A 20,611-nucleotide genomic window follows, 5' to 3' on the forward strand; every position below is an offset into this window, starting at 1 on the left:
CGTCCTCCTTTACAATTCTGTGTCTATAACATCTTTTAACAATCGTACAGCGTCAGGAATGGCAATATCTTTCATCTGAGTAGCGGCTCCATTTAAATGACCGCCTCCACCCATTTTTTCCATGATGGACTGTACATTTATATCGCCTAAGGAACGGGCACTAATTAAAACTACTTCATCGGCTCGCATAGCAATGACAAACGAAGCCTGGACTCCTTCAAGTGTTAATAGAGCCTCTGCCGCTTGTGCTACCTGCACCTGAGTATAGGTTTCCTTAGGATCACCCACAGCGATTGCCATCTTGTCACGATACACCTCTGTATTCATAACTACGCGTGCCCGTTTGACAAACTGTTGGATATCCTCTTTTAAGAAACGCTGCACCATTGCAGTATCGGCGCCGTTCCTCCGCAAGAAGGAGGCTGCCTCAAAGGTACGTGAACCTGTACGGAATGCAAAGCTTTTGGTATCTACTACAATCCCTGCTAATAGCCCCGTAGCAGTCACGCTATCTAGGCTAACACGATCAGTTTGGTACTGCAGAAGCTCCGTAACTAGCTCTGCTGTAGAGGAAGCGTATGGCTCCAAATACAACAGAACTGGATCATTAATAAATTCCTCTGAACGGCGATGGTGATCAATAACCACAATGCGGCTGGTTTCTTGCAACAGACGGGATTCAACCACAAGTGACGGACGATGTGTATCTACAATTACTAATAAAGTTCTTGAAGATACAATCTGTAGGGCTTGATCTGGTGAAATGAATGCTTCCGCTAGCGGGGATTGATTCACTTCCTTCATAAGTCGTTCAATCGCTGGATTAACCTCGTCCAACACAATAAAGCCTGGTTTGTTGTGTATTTGTACGGTTTTTATCACACCAAGACAAGCACCGATAGAATCCATATCGGCATTTTTATGTCCCATGACAATAACTTGCTCAGCTTCGTGGATTAAATCACGTAGCGCATGAGCAATAACCCGCGCACGAACCCGCGTCCGTTTTTCAACGGCATTCGACTTGCCACCATAGAAGGTTAATTTATTTCCAACCTTCACTGCTGCTTGGTCACCGCCGCGTCCAAGAGCAATATCCAGACTGGACTGAGCATTTTTGCCCACTTCCACTAGGCTTGGCATTGCTGCACCTACCCCAATGGATAACGTAATAGGAATCTTGTTGTCAGCCGTCATTTCGCGCACGACATCCAAGATATCAAAACGTGTTTCCTCTAACCGATCCAAGGTAGCGCGATCCATAACCGCTAAAAACTTATCAGAACTCATGCGGCGAAGTAAAATCCCATGCTTCTGTGCCCATTCGAGTATCACACCAGATACACTGGTTGTAAGCAATGTCCGGCTTTGGTCATCCATTACCTGACTCAGTTCATCAAGGTTATCGAGGTGAATGATACCCACAATGGTTTTTTCTTGCTGATACCGAATAGCTAGCTCTTTATATTCGGTTACATCGGTAAAATACAACAAACGTTCCTCGGGGCGAATTAAAACCTCATAAATCCGCTCGCCAAAGGTGAAATCAAGCTTTGTCTGTTCTGGTTTCCATTCAAGCGAAGGAAATACTTCAGCTAGTTCTTTTCCGATCAAATTCTCCATATTGGTCATTTGTTGCATATAAGGATTCGTCCACTCAACTTCTCGATCCTCATTAAACAGCAGTATCCCAATCGGCATTTCCTGCAATACGCCTTCACTTGCCTTCTTAACTCGATGATTAATAGTGGCAATATACATTTTTAAGTCTTGCTGAAATCTCTTTTCGATTTGAAGCGTGGCTAATATGAGACCGATAATGCACACTATCCCTATCGCGCCATATATCCAGTGATATAACGTTAAGATGGCGACAAGCACTAAGCTAAAACTTAAAGCTAAAACCATATGTAAGCCATACCAACGTTTAAACAGGAACTTGGGCATTTACTCAGCTCCTCTTCACTTTCTACTCTCAAGTCTAGTACGTAATCGTATGCCCAAATCAAGCAATCCCACGAATCCTAATACGGTAGCCAACAATAATACTACCCCGCCTATATTCAGTATAGTAGCTAGGATGAGAAAAATAAATACTCCAGCAAAGACATATGGAAAACGCCATTTGCTCTTATATTTATCAACAACGAATGCGACAAACCCTAATCCCTGAATAAAAAACAGGAATTGCAGTGCATAAAACAAGTTAAATAACAAAGAACCACTCGTTGTTTGACCCATTGTATTCCTATTGAAGAGCATGAACAGCAACGTTACCACATAAAAAAACAGAAGTGACCTCGGTAATTGCCATTGTCGTATAGGTGGCAAAGCTGGAATTTGAATGGACAGTCTTTTACTGATCAGTCGTGCCATCCAATGAATGAACGTGGTAGATACAAAGCTACCAAACATAATGATAAACGGCATCAAAATGGTCAACATCTCAAATACGTCAATTAATAATTTTTTCCACGCCTCTACGGTGAACTCTGGAGGTCTTAACTCCAAAAGCTGCGGATTATTTAAAGCTAATTCTTTTCCTTGATGGAATTGCTGAACAATATCAATGCCCATCAGCTTCGATGATACATACACTAAAAATACATAAGACAGCGCTTTAACAATAGAACCTGCAAAAATACTTGGAAAAGCTCGACTGGTATTCTTATACGTAAAGCCCATCACCCAGCCCAGCAATACGGCAGATAGTCCAAAAATAACGCCTGCAATCGAGCTAATGACCAGCCCAAGTACAGCATATGCTATTGCTATGATAATCATTTGCTTGCCTGTACGTCTCATTGCTAAAATGATGAACGGAATAGGCAACAAGAAAGAGAATACGCCAGATAGAGGAGTTGCAAGGCTTACAAAGAGAAACACGCCTGCAATTCCCAGTAACAAAGCACTTTCTGCTAGTTGTTTTGTTCGATTAGGCAAACAGGAGCGACTCCCCTCTTATAAATATGGAAAAAGAGGGGCCACGCTCTGTGCCCCCCTTTGACTTTATTGATTCTATTCAGCCGTATATGGCAGCAACGCTACTTGACGAGCGCGTTTAATAGCGATTGTCAATCTACGTTGATATTTAGCAGAAGTACCAGTTACACGACGAGGTAAGATTTTACCACGTTCACTGATGAACTTCTTAAGAAGATCAGTATCTTTATAATCGATCTTTTTAATCTTATTAACAGTAAAGTAGCAAACTTTACGGCGTTTGTTAGGACGTCCTTTACGTGCCATGAGAGTCCCTCCTTTTCAAGTTATGATAGTTTACATACGATCTAGAACTTAACTAGAAAGGCAGATCATCATCTGAGATGTTAATCGGCTTTCCAGAATCGGCGAAGGGGTCATTAAATGAATCGTTATTACCTTTGGAAGCCGGACGTGTGCCACCATAGCTTGGACCAGGGTCATAGCCGGTGTTTCCTTCACTCGCTTCGCGTGAGCTTAGGAATTGCACGTTATCTGCGACAACTTCTGTTACGTATACTCTTTTACCTTCTTTATTATCATAGCTTCTGGTTTGTAAACGGCCTTCTACAGCAGCTTTTCTACCTTTACGAAGATAGTTTGCACATAGATCAGCCAATTGACGCCATGCTACAATATTGATAAAGTCCGTTTCTCTTTCGCCACCGGCTCCAGAATAAGGACGATTTATCGCTAAGGTAAAGGTCGTTACCGCAACACCATTGGGCGTATAACGCAACTCAGGGTCCTTTGTTAAGTTTCCAATTAGAATAACACGATTTAGCATAAGACTCCCTCCCCGCGACAACGATTACTGATCTTCTCTTACGAAAAGGAAACGAATAACGTCGTCGTTAATTTTCATCAAACGCTCAGTTTCAGAAACAACCTCAGCGTTAGCTTTAAAGTTCATCAAAACGTAGAAACCATCCTTGAACTTTTGGATTTCATAAGCAAGACGACGCTTACCCATTTCTTGAAGCTTGGTGATTTCTCCACCATTGTTAGTAACGACTTCGCTATAACGAGCTACATTCGCTTTCACTTTCTCTTCTTCAAGGTCTGGACGCAATACGTACATTACTTCATATTGACGCATACCTTCTTCACCTCCTTTTGGACTAGCGGCCCTTTAAAAAAAGGGCAAGGAGCGAGTGCTAATGAAACCTACTAGAGGCACCCATTTCCATACTCGCATTTAAGCATTATAACAAACCATTAGGGACAAATCAAGAGATTACACGTTGAAACGGAAATGAATAACGTCGCCATCTTTTACCACGTATTCTTTGCCTTCCAAACGGTATTTCCCTTTTTCACGAGCAGCATTCACATTGCCCGCTTCTACCAAATCATCATAGGCTACCACTTCGGCACGAATAAATCCACGCTCAAAGTCTGTATGAATAACACCAGCAGCCTGAGGAGCCTTGGTTTCTCGACGAATCGTCCATGCACGCACCTCTTGAACTCCAGCCGTGAAGTACGTAATCAAACCAAGCAAGGAATAAGCAGCGCGGATCAGGCGGTCAAGACCTGATTCTTGCAGTCCTAGCTCTTCTAGGAACATTGCCTTGTCTTCGCCTTCTAATTCAGCAATTTCAGATTCTACTTTTGCACTGATAATAACTACTTCTGCGCCTTCAGCTTCAGCATGCTTGCGAACTGCTTGTACATGCGGATTCTCATCAGCAGTGTGAATGCCGTCTTCCGCTACATTGCAAACATACAGCATTGGTTTAATGGTTAACAGGTGAAGGTCACGAATGATTTTAAGCTCATCTTCTGTTAGCTCGACACCGCGTGCTGCTTGCCCTTCTTCAAAAGCGGCCTTTAATTTTTCTAATACCTCAAGCTCTACCTTTGCCTCTTTATCACCAGATTTCGCTTTACGCCCCATACGATCAATACGGCGAGTAACGGAATCTAAATCAGCAAATACCAATTCCAGGTTAATGGTTTCAATATCGCTTAGAGGGTCAACTTTACCTGCAACGTGTACAATGTTCTGATCTTCAAAGCAACGTACCACCTGTGCAATCGCATCTACTTCACGAATATGGGCCAAAAATTGGTTCCCCAATCCTTCCCCTTTGCTCGCTCCTTTAACCAAACCAGCAATATCCACGAATTCAAAAGCGGTAGGTACAACTTTGTTTGGAACAACGATCTCTGTTAATTTGTTTAGACGCGGATCAGGTACTTCAACGATACCCACGTTAGGATCAATGGTACAGAAAGGATAGTTTGCGGATTCTGCTCCCGCTTGCGTAATTGCATTAAATAAAGTGGATTTTCCGACATTCGGAAGACCTACAATCCCACAAGACATTCCCATTTATATATACACTCCTTATTTTCCGAAATAGAACATGCTCTTTAGTATAAAGACTTACTGGTTATAATACAATCACACAGTTCCCAATCTTTATATAGAAATGGTTCCCACAGCTTGACCTAAAATTGTTTTTTCATATTTGTTTCATAACCTATAAAAAGTCGTCGTTTTTAAATTAAGTTCAGCCTTACTTTTACAGTCAGTTATAATACCTCTATTCCTTTGGGGATATAGAGTTTCAAATCTCATTCAAAATATAGCGCCTATCTTGTTAATAAACTCATTGTTGCATTTCTTAATGCCTATTGCAATTTTATATCTCTTCCCTGACTGTAAAGTTTTATTGTGTGCAGTACATTTTGTTGCATAACAATTATATTTATATCCTACAAGGTTTAAGCATTGAGTAAAGAAAAAGTTTCGTGAGTGATTACCATATTGTAGTTTTATAAAAAAGCGATGGGGGGTAATTGTAATTAATAAATATTTTGAAGAATGGCATACATAGACCGTCTTTTTATTTTTATCCCAAAATTGGATTATATCTATATTCTGTAAGTTATTGTTAGAAAAAAACCTTTATTATTAAGGATTTGCTTCGTTTTCTTTACGAGATGTTCCCTTTACAAGACATTTGTCAGTCCTACAATTCCAATGCTCGAATCTATGTATATATCTACTCCTTATCAAAGCAATAAAAAAGAAAACCCAGCTTATCTAGGTTTTTTTCTCAGCTTCCTTCAGCAATCCTTCCAATTGATCTAGTCTTTCTTTAAATACCTTCATCGCATCCTCTATTGGTGCAGCTGTGGTCATATCTACCCCTGCCTCCTTCAAAACAGTAAGCGGCGGCTTAGAGTTGCCCAACGAAAGTAACGTCTTGATAAAACGTTCAGCTTCCGGTTTCCCGCCCTCTTCCACTTGTTTAGCAAGAGCTGCGGATGCTGCAAAGCTTGTAGCATATTGGTAGACATAAAAGTTATAAAAAAAATGAGGGACGCGGGCCCATTCCATGGCGATCTCCTGATCCATAACTACCTGCTTGCCATAATATTTTTTATTGATATCCAGATACATTTTCTTAAGGGAGTCGGCTTGTATCGCTTCACCCCGTTGATCGGCTTCATACATGGCTTTCTCAAATTCGGCAAATTGAGTTTGACGAAATAAGGTCGTACGGAAATTCTCTAAGTTTTGTACGAGTAACGCTATTTTCTCTTTATTTGTCTTTGCCTTTTTATATTGGCTCGTAAATAGCAGATTTTCATTCATAGTGGAAGCAACCTCGGCCGTGAAAATCGGGTAACCCGAGGTTATATAAGGTTGTGCCTTGTTTGTGTAATACGATTGCATAGCATGTCCCAATTCATGGGCAATAGTTGAGACATCTCCCTTTAAGCCTTGATAATTTAACAAAACATAAGGGTGAGTATCGTAAGCCCCCCATTGGTAAGCCCCAGTTCTTTTATCAGGTGTAGAATATACATCTATCCAACGATTATCAAATGCCTTTTTAATGACAGATACATACTCCTCACCAAGCGGTGCAAGCCCGTTTATAACCAAGTTCTTTGCTTGTTCATAGGGGATATGATCATTTTTTTGATCCACAAGAGGTACATATAGGTCATACATGTGAAGCTCTGGTAATGAAAGCATCTCTTTACGTAGCTTAAGATAACGCTCCAAGAGCGGTATGTTCCTATTCACAGTGGAAATGAGTTGATCGTATACCTCTACAGGCACCTGATTTGGTGTAAGACTAGCTTCCAAAGCATTCTTATACTTTCTACTTGATGCATAAAGGTTATTTGCTTTAATTTGTCCTGCCATCGTCTGAGCCAAGGTATCCTGATATTTCTCTAGTGTCCGATACATGGCTTGATAGGCCGCTTTTCTTACTTGCCGATCCTTGCTTTCCAAATAAGTGGCATAGTTTGTTCTGGTCAACGGCACCCTCTTACCTGCTTCATCTTTTATCAGAGGCAGTGGGATGTCTTTGGAAATCATCTTATAAATATTTTCTGGCGTTTCCCCCAACGAAGAAAAGGAAGCCAACAATTGCTCCTGTTCTCTTGGGAGCATGTGCTGTTTTATACGTATTGTTTCTTGAATAAATGGTTTATAAGGAGCTAATTCTGGTGCCTGTAAAAACTGTTTCATCTTTAGATCGGGAATAGAAACAAGCTCTGGACCTACCCAAGAGGTTCGTTCCTTAACATATACTCGGATTTTTTCGGCTTGGTTGACAATTGCCTGAGCTCTTGGGTTTGCCGTTTGTGTATCAAAATTCAATGTGGCATACACATTCACCTTATCGAGTAAACGCATCAATTGACTATACGCTTCCATCCCTTGAGCAAGCGCCTTTGCTGATTTCCTCCATTTGCCCTGTTGAGTTGTAAAATCATCGGCTAATCGCTTTGTTTTCAGCCTATCTTTTTCCCATGCTGATACATTTGGATAAATATCTGATAAATTCCATGTAAAAATGGTTGGAATTTCTTTGCGATTTTGATATGATGTTCGTTGTGTCTCTTTGTTACCCACTTGTGGATAGGCAAAAGAAATAGACACAAAGCTGCTGTGGATAAAAAATGTGCATGCAACAACTGCACATACCAGATTTTTTCCTTTAAGAGAAATCATAGCAACTTGCTCCTTTCTAATAACGTAACACTTCCATCATCATTTCTAAACATGCTAGATTCGTTATTTTTTATGTAAGAAAATTAGATGGGATCGTATTCATCTCTTTTATTGTGATAAATTGCCACAAAATTATTCAATTCTATCCTGGATAAGCCTGTGGATATCTTTGTGGATAGTTTTTTCGAAAAAAGTCATACACAAGTGAAAGCCTTGCTATATATGGGTTTTCACTTTTTGGGTTATCCACATTTTTTTATTTATTTTTGTGGACAGTTTTCTCTATACAAAAAAAGATGCCCCTATAACCGAGGCATCTTTTTTGCATCCAGCATATCTACAGCTATTCTTCTGCGGACTCTTTTGGCGCTGCTGGCACCAATACTTTTTTCATCTTCTTTTCAAATTCCAATCTCGGAATCATCACACTGTGATCGCATCCGGTACATTTAATCCGAATATCCATCCCCATACGAATAATCTTCCATGCATTTGTGCCGCATGGATGCTGTTTTTTCATCTGGACAATATCCCCCAGATCAAATTGCTTTCTTTCCATGAATTCACCCACCTGGATTTATCACTTTATTATCTTTCCCCATCATAACAGTTTTAGGGTATGGGATTTCAATACCTCTACGAACAAATTCCTGTTTAATTCGTGCTCTCATCTTGCGCATAATGCCAAAATGCGTATTAGGCTTACACTCTGCTGTCACACGAATAATGACCTCTGACGGTCCCAACGCTTGAACACCTAATACCTGTGGTTGATTGACAATATCCTCTTCTTCTTTCCCCATTTTCTCTACGATTTCCTTTAAAACCTCTTCTACATGTGTCAAATCTTCCTCATAAGCGACAGACACATCAACAAAAGCCACTGAATTCTGAACCGAGAAATTAGTTACTTGATTAATTGTACCATTCGGAAAGATATGCACTTCTCCCGTCCAGCTTTTAATTTTGGTGATACGCAAACCAATAACCATGACGGTCCCTGTCACTCCATTGACCGTTACCATATCTCCTACAGCAAATTGATCTTCAAAAATAATGAAAAATCCTGTAATGACATCTTTTACTAAGCTCTGCGCTCCAAAACCTACAGCAAGACTCAATACACCCGCACTAACTAATACCGGCTGCAAATCTAGTCCTACCTGTCTTAGTACCACTAATAGAGTAATGAAATAGATTGTGTATCTAGCCACATTTTTAACCAGTATACGCATCGTATCTACTCGACGTCTGTCAAATTGAATCATACTTTTTTCTCGATTAATAAAAATGCGATCAACTGACTTTCCAATAATGGTTACTAATACCCGGGCTAACACAATAATAAGAATAATCCCAAGCAAAGCAAACCCTTTATCCACCCAAAAATCTGGATTTGATAGTACTCCGTATACCTGATTCCACATCTTTTGAAATGCAGTTAAATTAGCATTCAAGTCCTGTTGTATTTCCTCCAATTCTCTTTAACCCCTTTCTTTTTTACAAACCTATCTCTACGTAAGTTCCATTTTCATAATGAAAAAATCCGCGTATGACTACGTTCTGTGAAGTGATGATAGCCAGTGCGCGTTCAAATGACTCGCGGGGAAATTCAATAGATAGTGCACATCCAGCCGTAATTTCCTTAGGCGTCGGTCGGGTATCGATTTCGATATCCTCATATTCTAATAACATCTCTGCCCGCAGTGCTTGCTGTGTTGAATCAAAAGCAATCAAGACGGTATTTTCCATCTTTGTGCCCTCTCCTTTTCCTCCAGCCTCTATCACATTTTACTCACCAGCTTATTCGTAAAGCATTATCTATTTTACCCGGAGACGACTCTCTCTTCTACTTTCTCTTGCAGTTTTTAATCAATTTCTAATCTCAATCCCCCCTCAGGTATAAAACATCCTAAATCTCCATATACTAGGAATACTTTTATTTCGTGGAGGTATCTATGAAACGATTTGAAGAGAATCGGGATGTTTCTTATCCTCCCTTTAGGGTTGACCACACGCATGAGTCAGCTGCGAGAAAATTATCTGAGCATCTTTATGAACGTTTCCTTCAAAAGTCAGCAGATCAGGATCTAGTAGTCCTGTGCATCGGAACAGATCGCTCTACAGGTGATGCCTTAGGTCCCTTGGTTGGCTCTCGTCTGCACACATATTTTCTTGACGATATTTTTGTATATGGGACACTTGAATCACCTGTGCATGCTGTTAATCTTGCCGATCAGATCGCGCTGATAACAGAAAAGCATCCTAACGCTCTCATCGTAGCCATTGATGCTTGTTTAGGGCAATACCAGCATGTAGGATGTATTAACGTCGCTGATGGTCCAGTGAAACCAGGAGCGGGGGTAAAAAAAGAGTTACCGGCTGTCGGACACTTCCATATCACCGGAATTGTCAATGTAGGTGGCTTTATGGAGTATTTCGTCCTACAAAACACTCGGCTACATGTTGTAGTCAGTATGGCTGATATTATTGCCTCAGCTATTCACAAAGCAACAGCTCAATTGTATTCCCAGATTGATTACACATATCAGGATATACCGTATATACGAGACGGTAGTTGATTGTAAAAAAGGCGACCTCACACACTAGTAAGGTTGCCTTTTTCATCTTCATCCTCTTTTATCCGACATAAAATGCCTCGGAAATTTCCCTTATTGCCGAAATCAGTCGTCTCACGTCATTTTCGTCGTTAAATACCCCAAAGCTTGCTCTCACAGCGCCTCTTTTTTCAGTACCAACTGTCTCATGGCCAAGCGGAGTACAATGATAACCAGCCCTCACAGCGATTTGGTATTGTTGGTCTAAAATAAAGGCAATCTCAGAAGCATCTGCTCCTTTTATATTAAACGCAACCAGACCAACCCGTTCGATTGACAGATCAGGTCCATATACCTCCACCCCGTCTATCTTCATTAATTCCTCGAGGGTCATTTTTGCTAACGACCATTCTTGTTGATGAATTTTCTCAATCCCAGTTTCCAGGACGAACGATACACCAGCACCTAGACCCGCAATACCAACCGTATTAGCTGTTCCACTTTCATAGCGGTCCGGTCTGGTCGTTGGCTGCTCAATAGCCTCGGATTGGCTTCCTGTACCACCATGTAGTAATGGCTCCAGATTAATCTCATCTCTGACAAATAAGCATCCTGTTCCTTGTGGTCCGTATAACCCCTTGTGCCCAGGAAAAGCTAACATATCAATCTTCATATCGGCAACATCTATAGGAAAAACACCTGCTGTCTGAGAAGCATCCACCAAGAAAGTAAGCCGATGATGCTCACACAGTTGACCAAGCTCCTTAATGGGTAAGATAACACCTGTTAGATTAGAAGCGTGGCTAACCACAAGCAATTTGGTCTCTTTCCGAAATGCTTGAGCAAAATCCTCAGCATAAAATAACTGATCTTCACGCGGCCTGACATAGGTAATTTCAATACCAAGCTTCGCGCGCAAATATTCAAGTGGCCTGCGTACAGAATTGTGTTCAATCGATGACGTTACTACATGATCCCCCGGCTGTAGAAAGCCTTTTATCGCCTGATTGAGGGCTTGAGTTGCATTTTGGTAAAAAAAGAGGTTATTCGGGTTCTCAATCCCGAACAACCTAGCAAGCTGTATACGCGTCCGAAACAACGCCTTACTGGCCTTCATCGCCAGTGCATGTCCTCCACGGCCAGGATTGGCTGCGAAATCGTCTAATACTTCTATCATTGCTTCTTTTACCTGGGATGGCTTTGGCCAAGAAGATGCGGCATTATCCAAATAAGTCACTGACATAGGAAAATCCCCTTTACTCTTCTATTTGCAAAATATCAAGAATGCGTTGCAGATCGTCATCGGAGTAAAATTCTATTTCTATCTTTCCCTTTTTATTCGTTTTATTGATTTGAACACCCGTTCCAAAACGATTCTGTAGACGTTGCTCCCATTGAACGTATACCTTTTCCTTTGTAGCAAGCTTTTTCTTCTTGGTTTCACGTGAAACATGCAGTTGTTTCACCGTTTCCTCCAATTGGCGTACTGTCCACTCGTACTTAATCACTTCGCGAGCCAGTTTCCATTGTAAATCTGCATCTTCTACAGGAATCAACGCTCTCGCATGTCCCATGGATAAGGAAGACGTAGCGACTAGCTCTTTTATTTTATCGGGCAACTGCAACAATCGCATGATATTGGTTACGTGGGGACGACTTTTCCCTACTTTTTGCGCTAATTCCTCTTGGGTATAGGAACAATGCTCCATTAATTTAAAATATGCTTCGGCTTCTTCCATCGGATTTAAGTTTTCCCGCTGCAGATTTTCAATGAGAGCAAGCTCCATAATCTGTTGGTCTGTATAGCTTTTGATAACAACAGGGACTTTCTTTAAGCCTGCCAACTTAGCAGCACGCAGACGCCGTTCTCCCGCCACTAACTCATATCCTTTAATACTTTTTCGGACGATTAAAGGCTGAATGATGCCATGAATCTTGATAGATTCCCCTAGTTCTTGCAGAGCTTTTGGTTCAAATTCTTTACGAGGCTGGTATGGATTGGGACGGATCTCACTGATTTCGACGTCTGTAACTTGCTCACTCTCTTCAATCAAATTAGAGGTTATTAAGGCGCCTAACCCTTTTCCCAAGCGTTTACTCATATACCGACCACTTCCTTAGCCAATTCAGTATAAACTTCGGCTCCTCTCGAACGTGGATCATAGCTGATGATTGCTTGTCCATGCGATGGTGCTTCACTTAATCGCACATTGCGTGGAATAATTGTTTGATACACTTTATCTTGGAAATATTTCTTTACCTCATCAATTACTTGAATGCCTAAATTCGTACGCGCATCTAGCATCGTTAACAATACTCCTTCAATAGCTAGATTAGCATTTAAATGCTTTTGAACTAATCGAACTGTATTTAAAAGCTGACTAAGCCCCTCAAGCGCATAATATTCACATTGAATGGGAATGATGACCGAGTCGGAGGCTGTCAACGAATTGACTGTAAGAATCCCCAAAGACGGAGGGCAATCTATAATAACAAAATCATAGTTGTCTTTCACGACCTCCAGTGCTTTTTTTAAGCGAATTTCTCGTGAAATGGTAGGTACTAGCTCTATTTCTGCACCTGCTAATTGTATCGTAGCAGGGATAATAGATAATCCCTCAATCTCAGTAGGAAGAGTTGTCTCGATTGGACTGATATCATTAATTAATACATCGTATACGCAATAACGTACATCGGCTTTATTAATACCAACACCACTTGTAGCATTCCCTTGCGGATCGATATCCACTAATAAAACCTTTTTGCCTATACTAGCCAAGCAAGCGCTTAGATTCACAGCAGTGGTTGTTTTACCAACGCCGCCTTTCTGATTGGCTACTGCAATTACTTTCCCCAAAATCTCCACCTCATTTGTACATGTTACTTGTGAGAGCAGCTTGTCGTATTCCTGACGCTGTTCGCGCAAAATTAGCTGTTTGTAAGAACGATTTTGTTGATAAAGTACACATTTTACATAATATCCGTATTCCATATATACATAATCATACAGAAAAAGAAAGGCGGCTCATGCCGCTTTATGTCTGAGGTTTTTGATTTTTAGGGATACGAATCGTAAATTGATAATATTCATCGTAATCCTCTTCATCGGTTTCCACAGGCAACCCTGTTTGAATAACCATATCAATTGATTGACGCACAGTATTGATAGCAATGCGTGAATCACGTGAAAAAGCCTTAAATCTTCCCCGCTTTTCCTTCTCAGGCTTAGGATTCTCCATTATTTCCAATAATTGCTTCACTCTGGTTTCTGTTTGCTTCACATTAAGCTCCCGCAGAGAAATCTCTTCTAGCAGCTTAATTTGCAGCTCTGCATCCTTTAACGGTATCAAAGCACGTGCATGTCGCTCTGTAATTCGTCTTGCCATGAGTGCTTCCTGAATCTGTTGAGGCAAGTGTAAAAGCCTTAATTTATTAGCGATGGTCGATTGCCCTTTACCCAATCGTTGCGCTAAGCTCTCCTGCGTTAAATTATGAAGGTCAATAAGTTTTTGATAAGCATAGGCCTCTTCAATAGCAGTTAATCCTTCACGTTGTAAATTCTCGATTAAAGCAATAGAAGCTGTCTGTGTATCATTAAAATCTTTTACAATAGCGGGTATCCGTTCCATACCGATTTTCTTTGATGCACGCCATCTGCGCTCTCCCGCAATGATCTCAAACTGGTTATTACGAACACGAACTACAATCGGTTGAATAATACCATGTGTCTTAATGGTTTGGCACAATTCTTCAATTTTTTCATCGTCAAAAACAGTTCTAGGCTGATAAGGATTGGGGACAATCTCATCAACTGGGATTTGCTTAATCTCCTCGTTTTCCGCTTTATCCGAGAGACCAAACAAACGTGAAAATTGATTTTTTACTGTCATTCTGAAATCCCCCACTTCTTTACACACTGTTAGAAAAACTCTTGGTGGCCAATTCTTTATTGATGGCCAAAATTCAGCGATGATAGAGCCTTAGGTTTATCATTTTCCCCAACATTTATCGCTTTACAAGCAAAGAGAGAAGAATATGAACATCTCTTCTCTGGCTTAAGGCTTTTGTTACTATACATTTCGCACAGGACGATGTCGGATAGAACCGGCACCTCTATGCTTCAAAGTATTCTTCATCATAAGCTTAAATCCTGCCAACGAAACAGATAATCTTTGTGTTTCACGTGAAACATGGCGAGGTCTTATTTCTCTTCCTGCGCTTTACCTTTAATACAAATATTGTCCCTTCTTTTTCCACTTCATCTTCTTCCGTTCGATCTCTCCGCCCTCTCCTACAGATACAGGAATTTGGTTTGCATCAGAGAGTAACAAAATCTGGATGAAATATCTCTCTTTGTATAACGGCTAATTGGGCAGAAACTTTTCCTGTTTTCTTTTATTTTTATGTGGAAAATGGATTCCTATGGCTCAAATATAAAAAGAAGTTAGCCCCATTTGGGACCAACTTCTCCGTGATACACATGCTTTAACTAGCTACTATAGCAATGGTTTTTTAGCCGGAATGCCTGGACGACGCGGATATGTTTTGGGAGTTGTCTCTATTTTGTTGATAAGGATGATATTTCTCTCCCCCGCTTCGTCAGGCAGCTCAAAACTCTCTACCTTACGGGTTTTACCTCCAAGTAGCTTTATAGCCCGCTTCGCCTCATTTAGTTCAAGCGTAACATCCGGGCCCTTCATGGAAGCGAACAAGCCGTTTTGCTTAACCAAAGGTAGACAAAACTCTGCTAATAAATTCAATCGCGCCACTGCTCTGGCTGATACGATATCGAACTGTTCACGGTACTTTTTATCCTGTCCAATCTCTTCTGCTCTTCCATGCACAGGGTACAAATCCGTCAGACCTAGTTCTGTACCCACATGACTTAGGAAATTCATACGTTTTTGCAAGGAATCAATGATGGTCATCTGTAAATGAGGGAAGCAAATTTTCAGCGGAATGCTTGGAAAACCAGCACCCCCTCCTACATCCGCCATTTTTTTCATATCCTGCAACGGAACATAAAACGCTAAAGAAATGGAGTCGTAAAAGTGCTTATTATATACCTCATCCTCTTCGGTAATGCCCGTTAAATTCATTTTTTCGTTCCATTCGACCAACAATCGATAATATTGATCAAACTGGTCCAATTGTTCGGAAGTAAGCACAATCCCTTTTTCTTGTAGGCGTGCAGAAAAATTCTGTTTGCTCATTCCAGTCTCCCTCTATTCAGCGGCTTGGTTTAGCATGCGATGAAATTGCTCCATATAAATCATCAATACAGAGATATCAGCTGGCGTTACACCGGAAATACGTGATGCTTGACCAATGTTTAGTGGACGAATTTTTTGTAGCTTTTCACGCGCTTCCTTCGACATACCGGAAATAACTGTATAGTCGATACTTTTCGGAATGAGCTTTTCCTCCACTTTTTTCATTTTTTCTACTTGAGCTAATGATTTACGAATATATCCGTCGTATTTGACTTGAATTTCTACTTGCTCACGAACATCTATATTTAACTCTTCTGGAGCAGGAGAAATGCGGTGGATATGCTCATACGTTACCTCTGGACGACGTAATAATTGAGCTAGATCAATCACCTCTGTCAGTTCAGGAGTACCTGCTTCTCGAAGTACCTCCTGAGCCAATTTGTTTTCTGGACGAATTCGAGTTGAATGCAAACGTTCCTTTTCCTTTGCTACTAGCTCGCGTTTTTGTTGAAATTTTTTGTAGCGATCTTCACTGATTAAACCAATTTCGTAACCAATGTCAGTTAAACGCATATCTGCATTATCATGACGAAGCAAGAGACGGTATTCTGCGCGAGAGGTTAACAGACGATAAGGTTCATTCGTCCCCTTGGTAACTAGATCATCAATAAGAACACCCATATATGCTTCCTCGCGGCCTAAGATCACTGGAGGTTTTCCCTGTACCTTGCGGGCTGCATTTATCCCTGCCATTAGACCTTGTCCCGCTGCCTCTTCATAGCCTGATGTACCATTAATCTGTCCTGCTGTAAACAGACCTTCTATCAATTTTGTTTCCAATGAAGGCCACAATTGTGTAGGCACAATGGAATCATACTCAATGGCATAACCAGGACGCATCATTTTAGCATTTTCCATACCATCCATAGAACGAAGCATGCTTAATTGAACATCCTCAGGCAGACTGGTTGACAAACCTTGTACGTACATCTCCTCTGTATGACGCCCCTCTGGTTCTAGGAAGATTTGATGACGCGGTTTGTCATTGAAACGTACTACTTTATCTTCTATAGAAGGGCAATAACGTGGCCCGGTTCCTTCAATTGCACCAGAATACATCGGAGCACGATGCAGATTATCCTGGATCACTTCATGAGTTTCCAAATTCGTATATGTTAACCAGCATGGTAATTGATCAGGAATCGAAGCTGTTGTTTCATATGAAAATGCACGTGGCTCCTCATCACCCGGCTGAATTTCCATCTTGGAGAAATCAACGCTGCTTTTATGCACACGAGGAGGTGTCCCAGTTTTAAAACGAACAAGCTCAAAGCCCAATTCTTTTAAATGCTCAGCCAAACGCACGGAAGGACGCATGTTATTTGGTCCACTTTCATACTGAAGATCACCAATAATAATCTTTCCACGTAAGTATGTTCCTGTGGTAACAACGACTGCCTTCGCTTTATACTGTGCTCCAGTGTTCGTAATAACCCCTTCACACACGCCGTTATTGACAATTAGCTCCTCAACCATCGCTTGACGCAAAATGAGATTTGGCGTATTTTCAATCGTTTTCTTCATTTCATGCTGGTATGCAAACTTATCCGCTTGCGCACGCAACGCATGAACAGCCGGGCCTTTTCCTGTATTGAGCATCCGCATTTGAATATAGGTTTTATCTGTATTTTTACCCATCTCGCCGCCTAAAGCATCAATTTCACGAACTACGTGTCCTTTTGCAGGACCACCTACTGATGGGTTACAAGGCATATAGGCTACAGCATCTAGATTGATCGTGATAAGCAGGGTTTGACATCCCATGCGAGCAGCTGCCAACGCAGATTCACACCCTGCATGACCTGCTCCGATAACAATTACGTCAAACTCCCCGCCGTTGTATGTTGTGCTCATGTTTCTACCTCCTATTTACCGAGACAGAATTGGGAGAAAATCTGATCAATTAAGTCCTCGCCAACACTCTCTCCGATTACTTCTCCTAATAACTCCCACGCCTTTTTAATATCTATCTGCACCATATCTACCGGCATTTGTTGATGGACGCCGTCAATAGCGTCCGCCATTGCCTGTTCGGCCTGACGCAGCAAATTAATATGGCGGGCGTTACTGACATATGTCATATCTTCCTGTTGGACACGGCCTGTAAAGAATAGATGGGCGATAGCTTGCTCTAACTGATCAATTCCCTTCTCTTCCTTGATGGACGTTAAAATCAAAGGTGCATGAGGAAAAGCCTCTTTTACCTTATCTATATCCAGCTTTTGCGGTAAATCAGTTTTATTGACGATAATGATTACCTGCAAGCCTTTAGCAGCCTCAAAAATAGCTAGATCATCATCGTTTAAAAACTCATTATAGTTTACCATAAGCAACACTAAATCGACTTGTTGAAGAATTTGGCGAGACTTTTCTACACCGATTTTTTCAACAATGTCATCTGTCTCCCGAATTCCAGCTGTATCAATTAGACGAAGAGGAACCCCTCTTACATTTACATATTCCTCGATAACGTCGCGAGTCGTCCCAGCAATCTCTGTTACAATCGCTTTATCTTCCTGTACGAAGCTATTTAATAATGACGATTTTCCAACGTTCGGTCTTCCGATAATCGCAGTAGATAATCCCTCGCGCAGGATTTTACCTTGTTTAGCCGTTTGTAGTAAACGAGCCACTTGTTGTTTTACATCCTCACACTTACCTAAGAGGAAATTCTGGGTAAACTCTTCCACATCATGCTCAGGATAATCAAGCGTTACCTCAATATGAGCCATTGCTTCTATTAACTCCTGACGCAAGCCCTTAATAAGCTTGGACAGCTTTCCCTCTACTTGTGATAAGGCTACCTTTAAAGCTTTATCCGTTTTAGCCCGAATCAGGTCAATAACAGCTTCAGCTTGTGATAAATCAATACGGCCGTTTAAGAAGGCCCTTTTCGTAAATTCCCCCGGTTCTGCCAATCTTGCTCCATGCTCCAACACGAGATCGAGGACCTTCTCTACAGAAATCAAACCTCCATGGCAATTGATTTCCACTACATCCTCCCGTGTAAAAGTGCGTGGTGCCTTCATCACAGAAACCAGTACTTCCTCTACTTGCTCATTAGCAACTGGATCTACCAGCGCACCGTAATTTATCGTATGACTATCCACAGTGGATAACTTATTTTTGCCGCGATAGATTTTATCCACAATTGAAATTGCATCATCGCCACTCACGCGAATGACTGCAATCCCACCTTCCCCCATGGGCGTGGCCACACCTGCAATCGTATCCATATTCACTATATTTCACCTCAAAACTATGAAGTAGGCATTCTTTTCCTAACGCCTTAGCATATCACATTTTTTCCACAATGAATAGAGCGCCTGCCATTGCGACTTATCCACAGTATTGGCAAAATCAAATCAGGTAAAACGCACAAAAAAAAGAAGCCTAGCGCGAGGCTTCTTTTTCCTTTGTTTTTGGTGCAACCACAATATAACGATGCGGTTCTTCACCTTCACTGAAGGTAATGACATCAGTACGTGTTTGCAAAAAGGCGTGAATCACTTTACGTTCTGCCGCTGTCATTGGTTCCAAACGTACGTTTCGTTTGGTATGAATCGCTTTTTGAGCAAGACGATAAGCTAATTTCTCCAGTGCTTCTCTGCGCTTTGCTCGATAATTTTCTGCATCTAAAATAATGCGAACGTGCTTTTCTGCATGTTTATTGGCTACAACGTTAACCAAATATTGCAAGGAATCCAATGTCTGGCCACGTCGACCAATCACCATGCCCAGATCTTCACCAATCATGTGGAAAACGGTACCTTCTGATTGTTTTTGGGAATCGATTTTCACATTGAGGTTCATTTGCTTTAATACATCAGCTAAAAATGCGCGTCCCTCTTCAATCGGATCATACTGCACTTCCACTTCTACCTTTGCATCTCTCGTACCTATCAAACCAAGAAATCCTTTACTTGGCTCTTCTAGTACGCGAACATTTACTCTGTCTCTTGATACTCCAAGTTCTCGCAGTGCCTTTTCAACAGCTTCATCAATCGTTTTGGCTGAAGCTAGCGCTTTTTTCACTTGGAAGCTCCCCCCTTGGGACTTTTCTGAGTAGTACGGTTATCTTTGTATAAGAAATACGTTTGGATAATCATATAGATGTTACCGTATACCCAATACAAAGCAAGGGCAGAAGGTAACGTCATAGAAATTACCAAAATCATGATAGGCATCATGTACAACATCATTTGCATTTGAGGGTTGTTTTGCATCGCGGAACCCATCATTTTTTGTTGCAGGAATGTTGTCAGAGCAGCTAAAACAGGCAAGATAAAGAACGGGTCCTTTTCACCTAGCTGCATCCATAAAAACGACTGCTCTCTAATTTCGCTCGTGCGAATAATCGCATTATAAAAAGCAATAAGAATAGGCATTTGAACCAATAATGGTAAGCATCCTGCCAGTGGGTTAATGTTATTTTTTTGGAATAATAACATGGTCTCTTGCTGTACTCTTTGTGGATCATTCTTGTACTTATCTCGGATTTTCTGAAGTTCAGGTTGAATGACCTGCATTGCCTTGGAAGATTTAATTTGCTTCACGTTAAGTGGCAATGTCAACGTACGAATTAAAATCGTCGCAACCAAAATTCCAAGCCCGAAGCTACCGCCAAGTAAAAGTGCGGATTCCTTGATCAGCCAAGATAGCGGATAAACGAAGAATTTATCCCAGATTCCAGTTGATTCAGGACCAATTGGCGGAGGATGTGCAATATCAGTCCCACATCCTGCCAGAATTACCATAAGCAATCCAAGCAGAAGGACATAGCGAATACGACTACTCAAAGACATGTTCCT

The 20,611-nt window shown here is 41.2% G+C and carries 20 protein-coding genes; 1 reads left to right on the forward strand and 19 read right to left on the reverse strand.

The window, feature by feature from the left end; all coding sequences use genetic code 11:
• Nucleotides 1-9: 9 nt before the first annotated feature.
• From QZ995_RS05305 to QZ995_RS05350, 10 genes are all read right to left on the reverse strand, one after another.
• Nucleotides 10-1,947 (reverse strand): DHH family phosphoesterase, encoded by a 1,938-nt coding sequence (locus QZ995_RS05305; protein WP_301803992.1) that lies wholly within the window; start codon nt 1,945-1,947, stop codon nt 10-12.
• A gap of 15 nt (nt 1,948-1,962) precedes the next feature.
• Complete coding sequence (locus QZ995_RS05310; RefSeq protein WP_301803994.1) at nt 1,963-2,943, reverse strand: DUF2232 domain-containing protein; 981 nt, start codon at nt 2,941-2,943, stop codon at nt 1,963-1,965.
• A gap of 75 nt (nt 2,944-3,018) precedes the next feature.
• Nucleotides 3,019-3,249, reverse strand: coding sequence for a 30S ribosomal protein S18 (rpsR, locus tag QZ995_RS05315; RefSeq protein ID WP_018671213.1), 231 nt, complete (start codon nt 3,247-3,249; stop codon nt 3,019-3,021).
• Nucleotides 3,250-3,301: 52 nt separating this feature from the next.
• Complete coding sequence (gene ssb / locus QZ995_RS05320; RefSeq protein ID WP_301803998.1) at nt 3,302-3,769, reverse strand: single-stranded DNA-binding protein; 468 nt, start codon at nt 3,767-3,769, stop codon at nt 3,302-3,304.
• A 24-nt stretch (nt 3,770-3,793) separates the two neighbouring features.
• A complete protein-coding gene (gene rpsF / locus QZ995_RS05325) occupies nt 3,794-4,081 on the reverse strand; it encodes a 30S ribosomal protein S6 (protein ID WP_064017474.1) in 288 nt (95 codons plus the stop codon).
• 138 nt (nt 4,082-4,219) lie between these two features.
• On the reverse strand, nt 4,220-5,320 hold the full coding sequence (ychF, locus tag QZ995_RS05330) for a redox-regulated ATPase YchF (protein WP_301804000.1): 1,101 nt from the start codon (nt 5,318-5,320) through the stop codon (nt 4,220-4,222).
• A 717-nt stretch (nt 5,321-6,037) separates the two neighbouring features.
• On the reverse strand, nt 6,038-7,969 hold the full coding sequence (gene pepF / locus QZ995_RS05335) for an oligoendopeptidase F (protein ID WP_301804002.1): 1,932 nt from the start codon (nt 7,967-7,969) through the stop codon (nt 6,038-6,040).
• A 343-nt stretch (nt 7,970-8,312) separates the two neighbouring features.
• Complete coding sequence (locus tag QZ995_RS05340) at nt 8,313-8,528, reverse strand: DUF951 domain-containing protein (RefSeq protein ID WP_003334001.1); 216 nt, start codon at nt 8,526-8,528, stop codon at nt 8,313-8,315.
• Nucleotides 8,529-8,532: 4 nt separating this feature from the next.
• Nucleotides 8,533-9,447, reverse strand: a complete 915-nt coding sequence (locus QZ995_RS05345; RefSeq protein WP_301804003.1) for a mechanosensitive ion channel family protein — start codon at nt 9,445-9,447, stop codon at nt 8,533-8,535.
• Between the two features lie 22 nt (nt 9,448-9,469).
• The gene (locus tag QZ995_RS05350; protein WP_301804004.1) at nt 9,470-9,721 is read right to left on the reverse strand and encodes a DUF3343 domain-containing protein; all 252 of its coding nucleotides are present in this window, start codon (nt 9,719-9,721) and stop codon (nt 9,470-9,472) included.
• A 206-nt stretch (nt 9,722-9,927) separates the two neighbouring features.
• Here QZ995_RS05350 and yyaC point away from each other — a divergent pair, with 206 nt between their 5' ends.
• Nucleotides 9,928-10,551, forward strand: a complete 624-nt coding sequence (gene yyaC / locus QZ995_RS05355; RefSeq protein WP_301804005.1) for a spore protease YyaC — start codon at nt 9,928-9,930, stop codon at nt 10,549-10,551.
• Nucleotides 10,552-10,609: 58 nt separating this feature from the next.
• Here the strand turns inward: yyaC and QZ995_RS05360 are convergent, their stop codons facing one another.
• The 9 genes from QZ995_RS05360 to yidC form a co-directional block, all read right to left on the reverse strand.
• A complete protein-coding gene (locus QZ995_RS05360) occupies nt 10,610-11,770 on the reverse strand; it encodes an aminotransferase class V-fold PLP-dependent enzyme (RefSeq protein ID WP_301804007.1) in 1,161 nt (386 codons plus the stop codon).
• A 13-nt stretch (nt 11,771-11,783) separates the two neighbouring features.
• Nucleotides 11,784-12,629, reverse strand: a complete 846-nt coding sequence (locus tag QZ995_RS05365; RefSeq protein WP_301804008.1) for a ParB/RepB/Spo0J family partition protein — start codon at nt 12,627-12,629, stop codon at nt 11,784-11,786.
• The gene (locus QZ995_RS05370) at nt 12,626-13,384 is read right to left on the reverse strand and encodes a ParA family protein (RefSeq protein ID WP_003344627.1); all 759 of its coding nucleotides are present in this window, start codon (nt 13,382-13,384) and stop codon (nt 12,626-12,628) included. The genes QZ995_RS05365 and QZ995_RS05370 overlap by 4 nt, the downstream gene beginning before the upstream one ends.
• A 178-nt stretch (nt 13,385-13,562) precedes the next feature.
• A complete protein-coding gene (gene noc / locus QZ995_RS05375) occupies nt 13,563-14,417 on the reverse strand; it encodes a nucleoid occlusion protein (protein ID WP_301804009.1) in 855 nt (284 codons plus the stop codon).
• A gap of 606 nt (nt 14,418-15,023) precedes the next feature.
• Entirely contained in the window at nt 15,024-15,740 is a 717-nt protein-coding gene (gene rsmG / locus QZ995_RS05380; RefSeq protein WP_301804011.1) for a 16S rRNA (guanine(527)-N(7))-methyltransferase RsmG, read from the reverse strand.
• 12 nt (nt 15,741-15,752) lie between these two features.
• Nucleotides 15,753-17,654, reverse strand: a complete 1,902-nt coding sequence (mnmG, locus tag QZ995_RS05385) for a tRNA uridine-5-carboxymethylaminomethyl(34) synthesis enzyme MnmG (RefSeq protein WP_301804013.1) — start codon at nt 17,652-17,654, stop codon at nt 15,753-15,755.
• A gap of 11 nt (nt 17,655-17,665) precedes the next feature.
• On the reverse strand, nt 17,666-19,042 hold the full coding sequence (gene mnmE, locus QZ995_RS05390) for a tRNA uridine-5-carboxymethylaminomethyl(34) synthesis GTPase MnmE (protein WP_301804014.1): 1,377 nt from the start codon (nt 19,040-19,042) through the stop codon (nt 17,666-17,668).
• Nucleotides 19,043-19,193: 151 nt separating this feature from the next.
• A complete protein-coding gene (jag, locus tag QZ995_RS05395; RefSeq protein ID WP_301804016.1) occupies nt 19,194-19,835 on the reverse strand; it encodes an RNA-binding cell elongation regulator Jag/EloR in 642 nt (213 codons plus the stop codon).
• A complete protein-coding gene (gene yidC / locus QZ995_RS05400; protein ID WP_081873098.1) occupies nt 19,832-20,599 on the reverse strand; it encodes a membrane protein insertase YidC in 768 nt (255 codons plus the stop codon). Before yidC ends, jag begins: the two co-directional genes overlap by 4 nt.
• Nucleotides 20,600-20,611: the final 12 nt, after the last annotated feature.

It is taken from the genome of Brevibacillus laterosporus, assembly GCF_030489605.1.
Classification (GTDB): Bacteria; Bacillota; Bacilli; order Brevibacillales; family Brevibacillaceae; genus Brevibacillus_B; species Brevibacillus_B laterosporus_E.

What these genes read in the sequence shown, in the direction of transcription:
- rpsF (WP_064017474.1), bottom strand. Translation starts at nt 4,081, where the DNA reads ATGCGTCAATATGAAGTAATGTACGTATTGCGTCCAGACCTTGAAGAA.
- ychF (WP_301804000.1), bottom strand. Translation starts at nt 5,320, where the DNA reads ATGGGAATGTCTTGTGGGATTGTAGGTCTTCCGAATGTCGGAAAATCC.
- mnmG (WP_301804013.1), bottom strand. Translation starts at nt 17,654, where the DNA reads ATGAGCACAACATACAACGGCGGGGAGTTTGACGTAATTGTTATCGGA.
- QZ995_RS05305 (WP_301803992.1), bottom strand. Translation starts at nt 1,947, where the DNA reads ATGCCCAAGTTCCTGTTTAAACGTTGGTATGGCTTACATATGGTTTTA.
- rpsR (WP_018671213.1), bottom strand. Translation starts at nt 3,249, where the DNA reads ATGGCACGTAAAGGACGTCCTAACAAACGCCGTAAAGTTTGCTACTTT.
- noc (WP_301804009.1), bottom strand. Translation starts at nt 14,417, where the DNA reads ATGACAGTAAAAAATCAATTTTCACGTTTGTTTGGTCTCTCGGATAAA.
- QZ995_RS05340 (WP_003334001.1), bottom strand. Translation starts at nt 8,528, where the DNA reads ATGGAAAGAAAGCAATTTGATCTGGGGGATATTGTCCAGATGAAAAAA.
- pepF (WP_301804002.1), bottom strand. Translation starts at nt 7,969, where the DNA reads ATGATTTCTCTTAAAGGAAAAAATCTGGTATGTGCAGTTGTTGCATGC.
- QZ995_RS05360 (WP_301804007.1), bottom strand. Translation starts at nt 11,770, where the DNA reads ATGTCAGTGACTTATTTGGATAATGCCGCATCTTCTTGGCCAAAGCCA.
- QZ995_RS05365 (WP_301804008.1), bottom strand. Translation starts at nt 12,629, where the DNA reads ATGAGTAAACGCTTGGGAAAAGGGTTAGGCGCCTTAATAACCTCTAAT.
- QZ995_RS05350 (WP_301804004.1), bottom strand. Translation starts at nt 9,721, where the DNA reads ATGGAAAATACCGTCTTGATTGCTTTTGATTCAACACAGCAAGCACTG.
- yyaC (WP_301804005.1), top strand. Translation starts at nt 9,928, where the DNA reads ATGAAACGATTTGAAGAGAATCGGGATGTTTCTTATCCTCCCTTTAGG.
- rsmG (WP_301804011.1), bottom strand. Translation starts at nt 15,740, where the DNA reads ATGAGCAAACAGAATTTTTCTGCACGCCTACAAGAAAAAGGGATTGTG.
- ssb (WP_301803998.1), bottom strand. Translation starts at nt 3,769, where the DNA reads ATGCTAAATCGTGTTATTCTAATTGGAAACTTAACAAAGGACCCTGAG.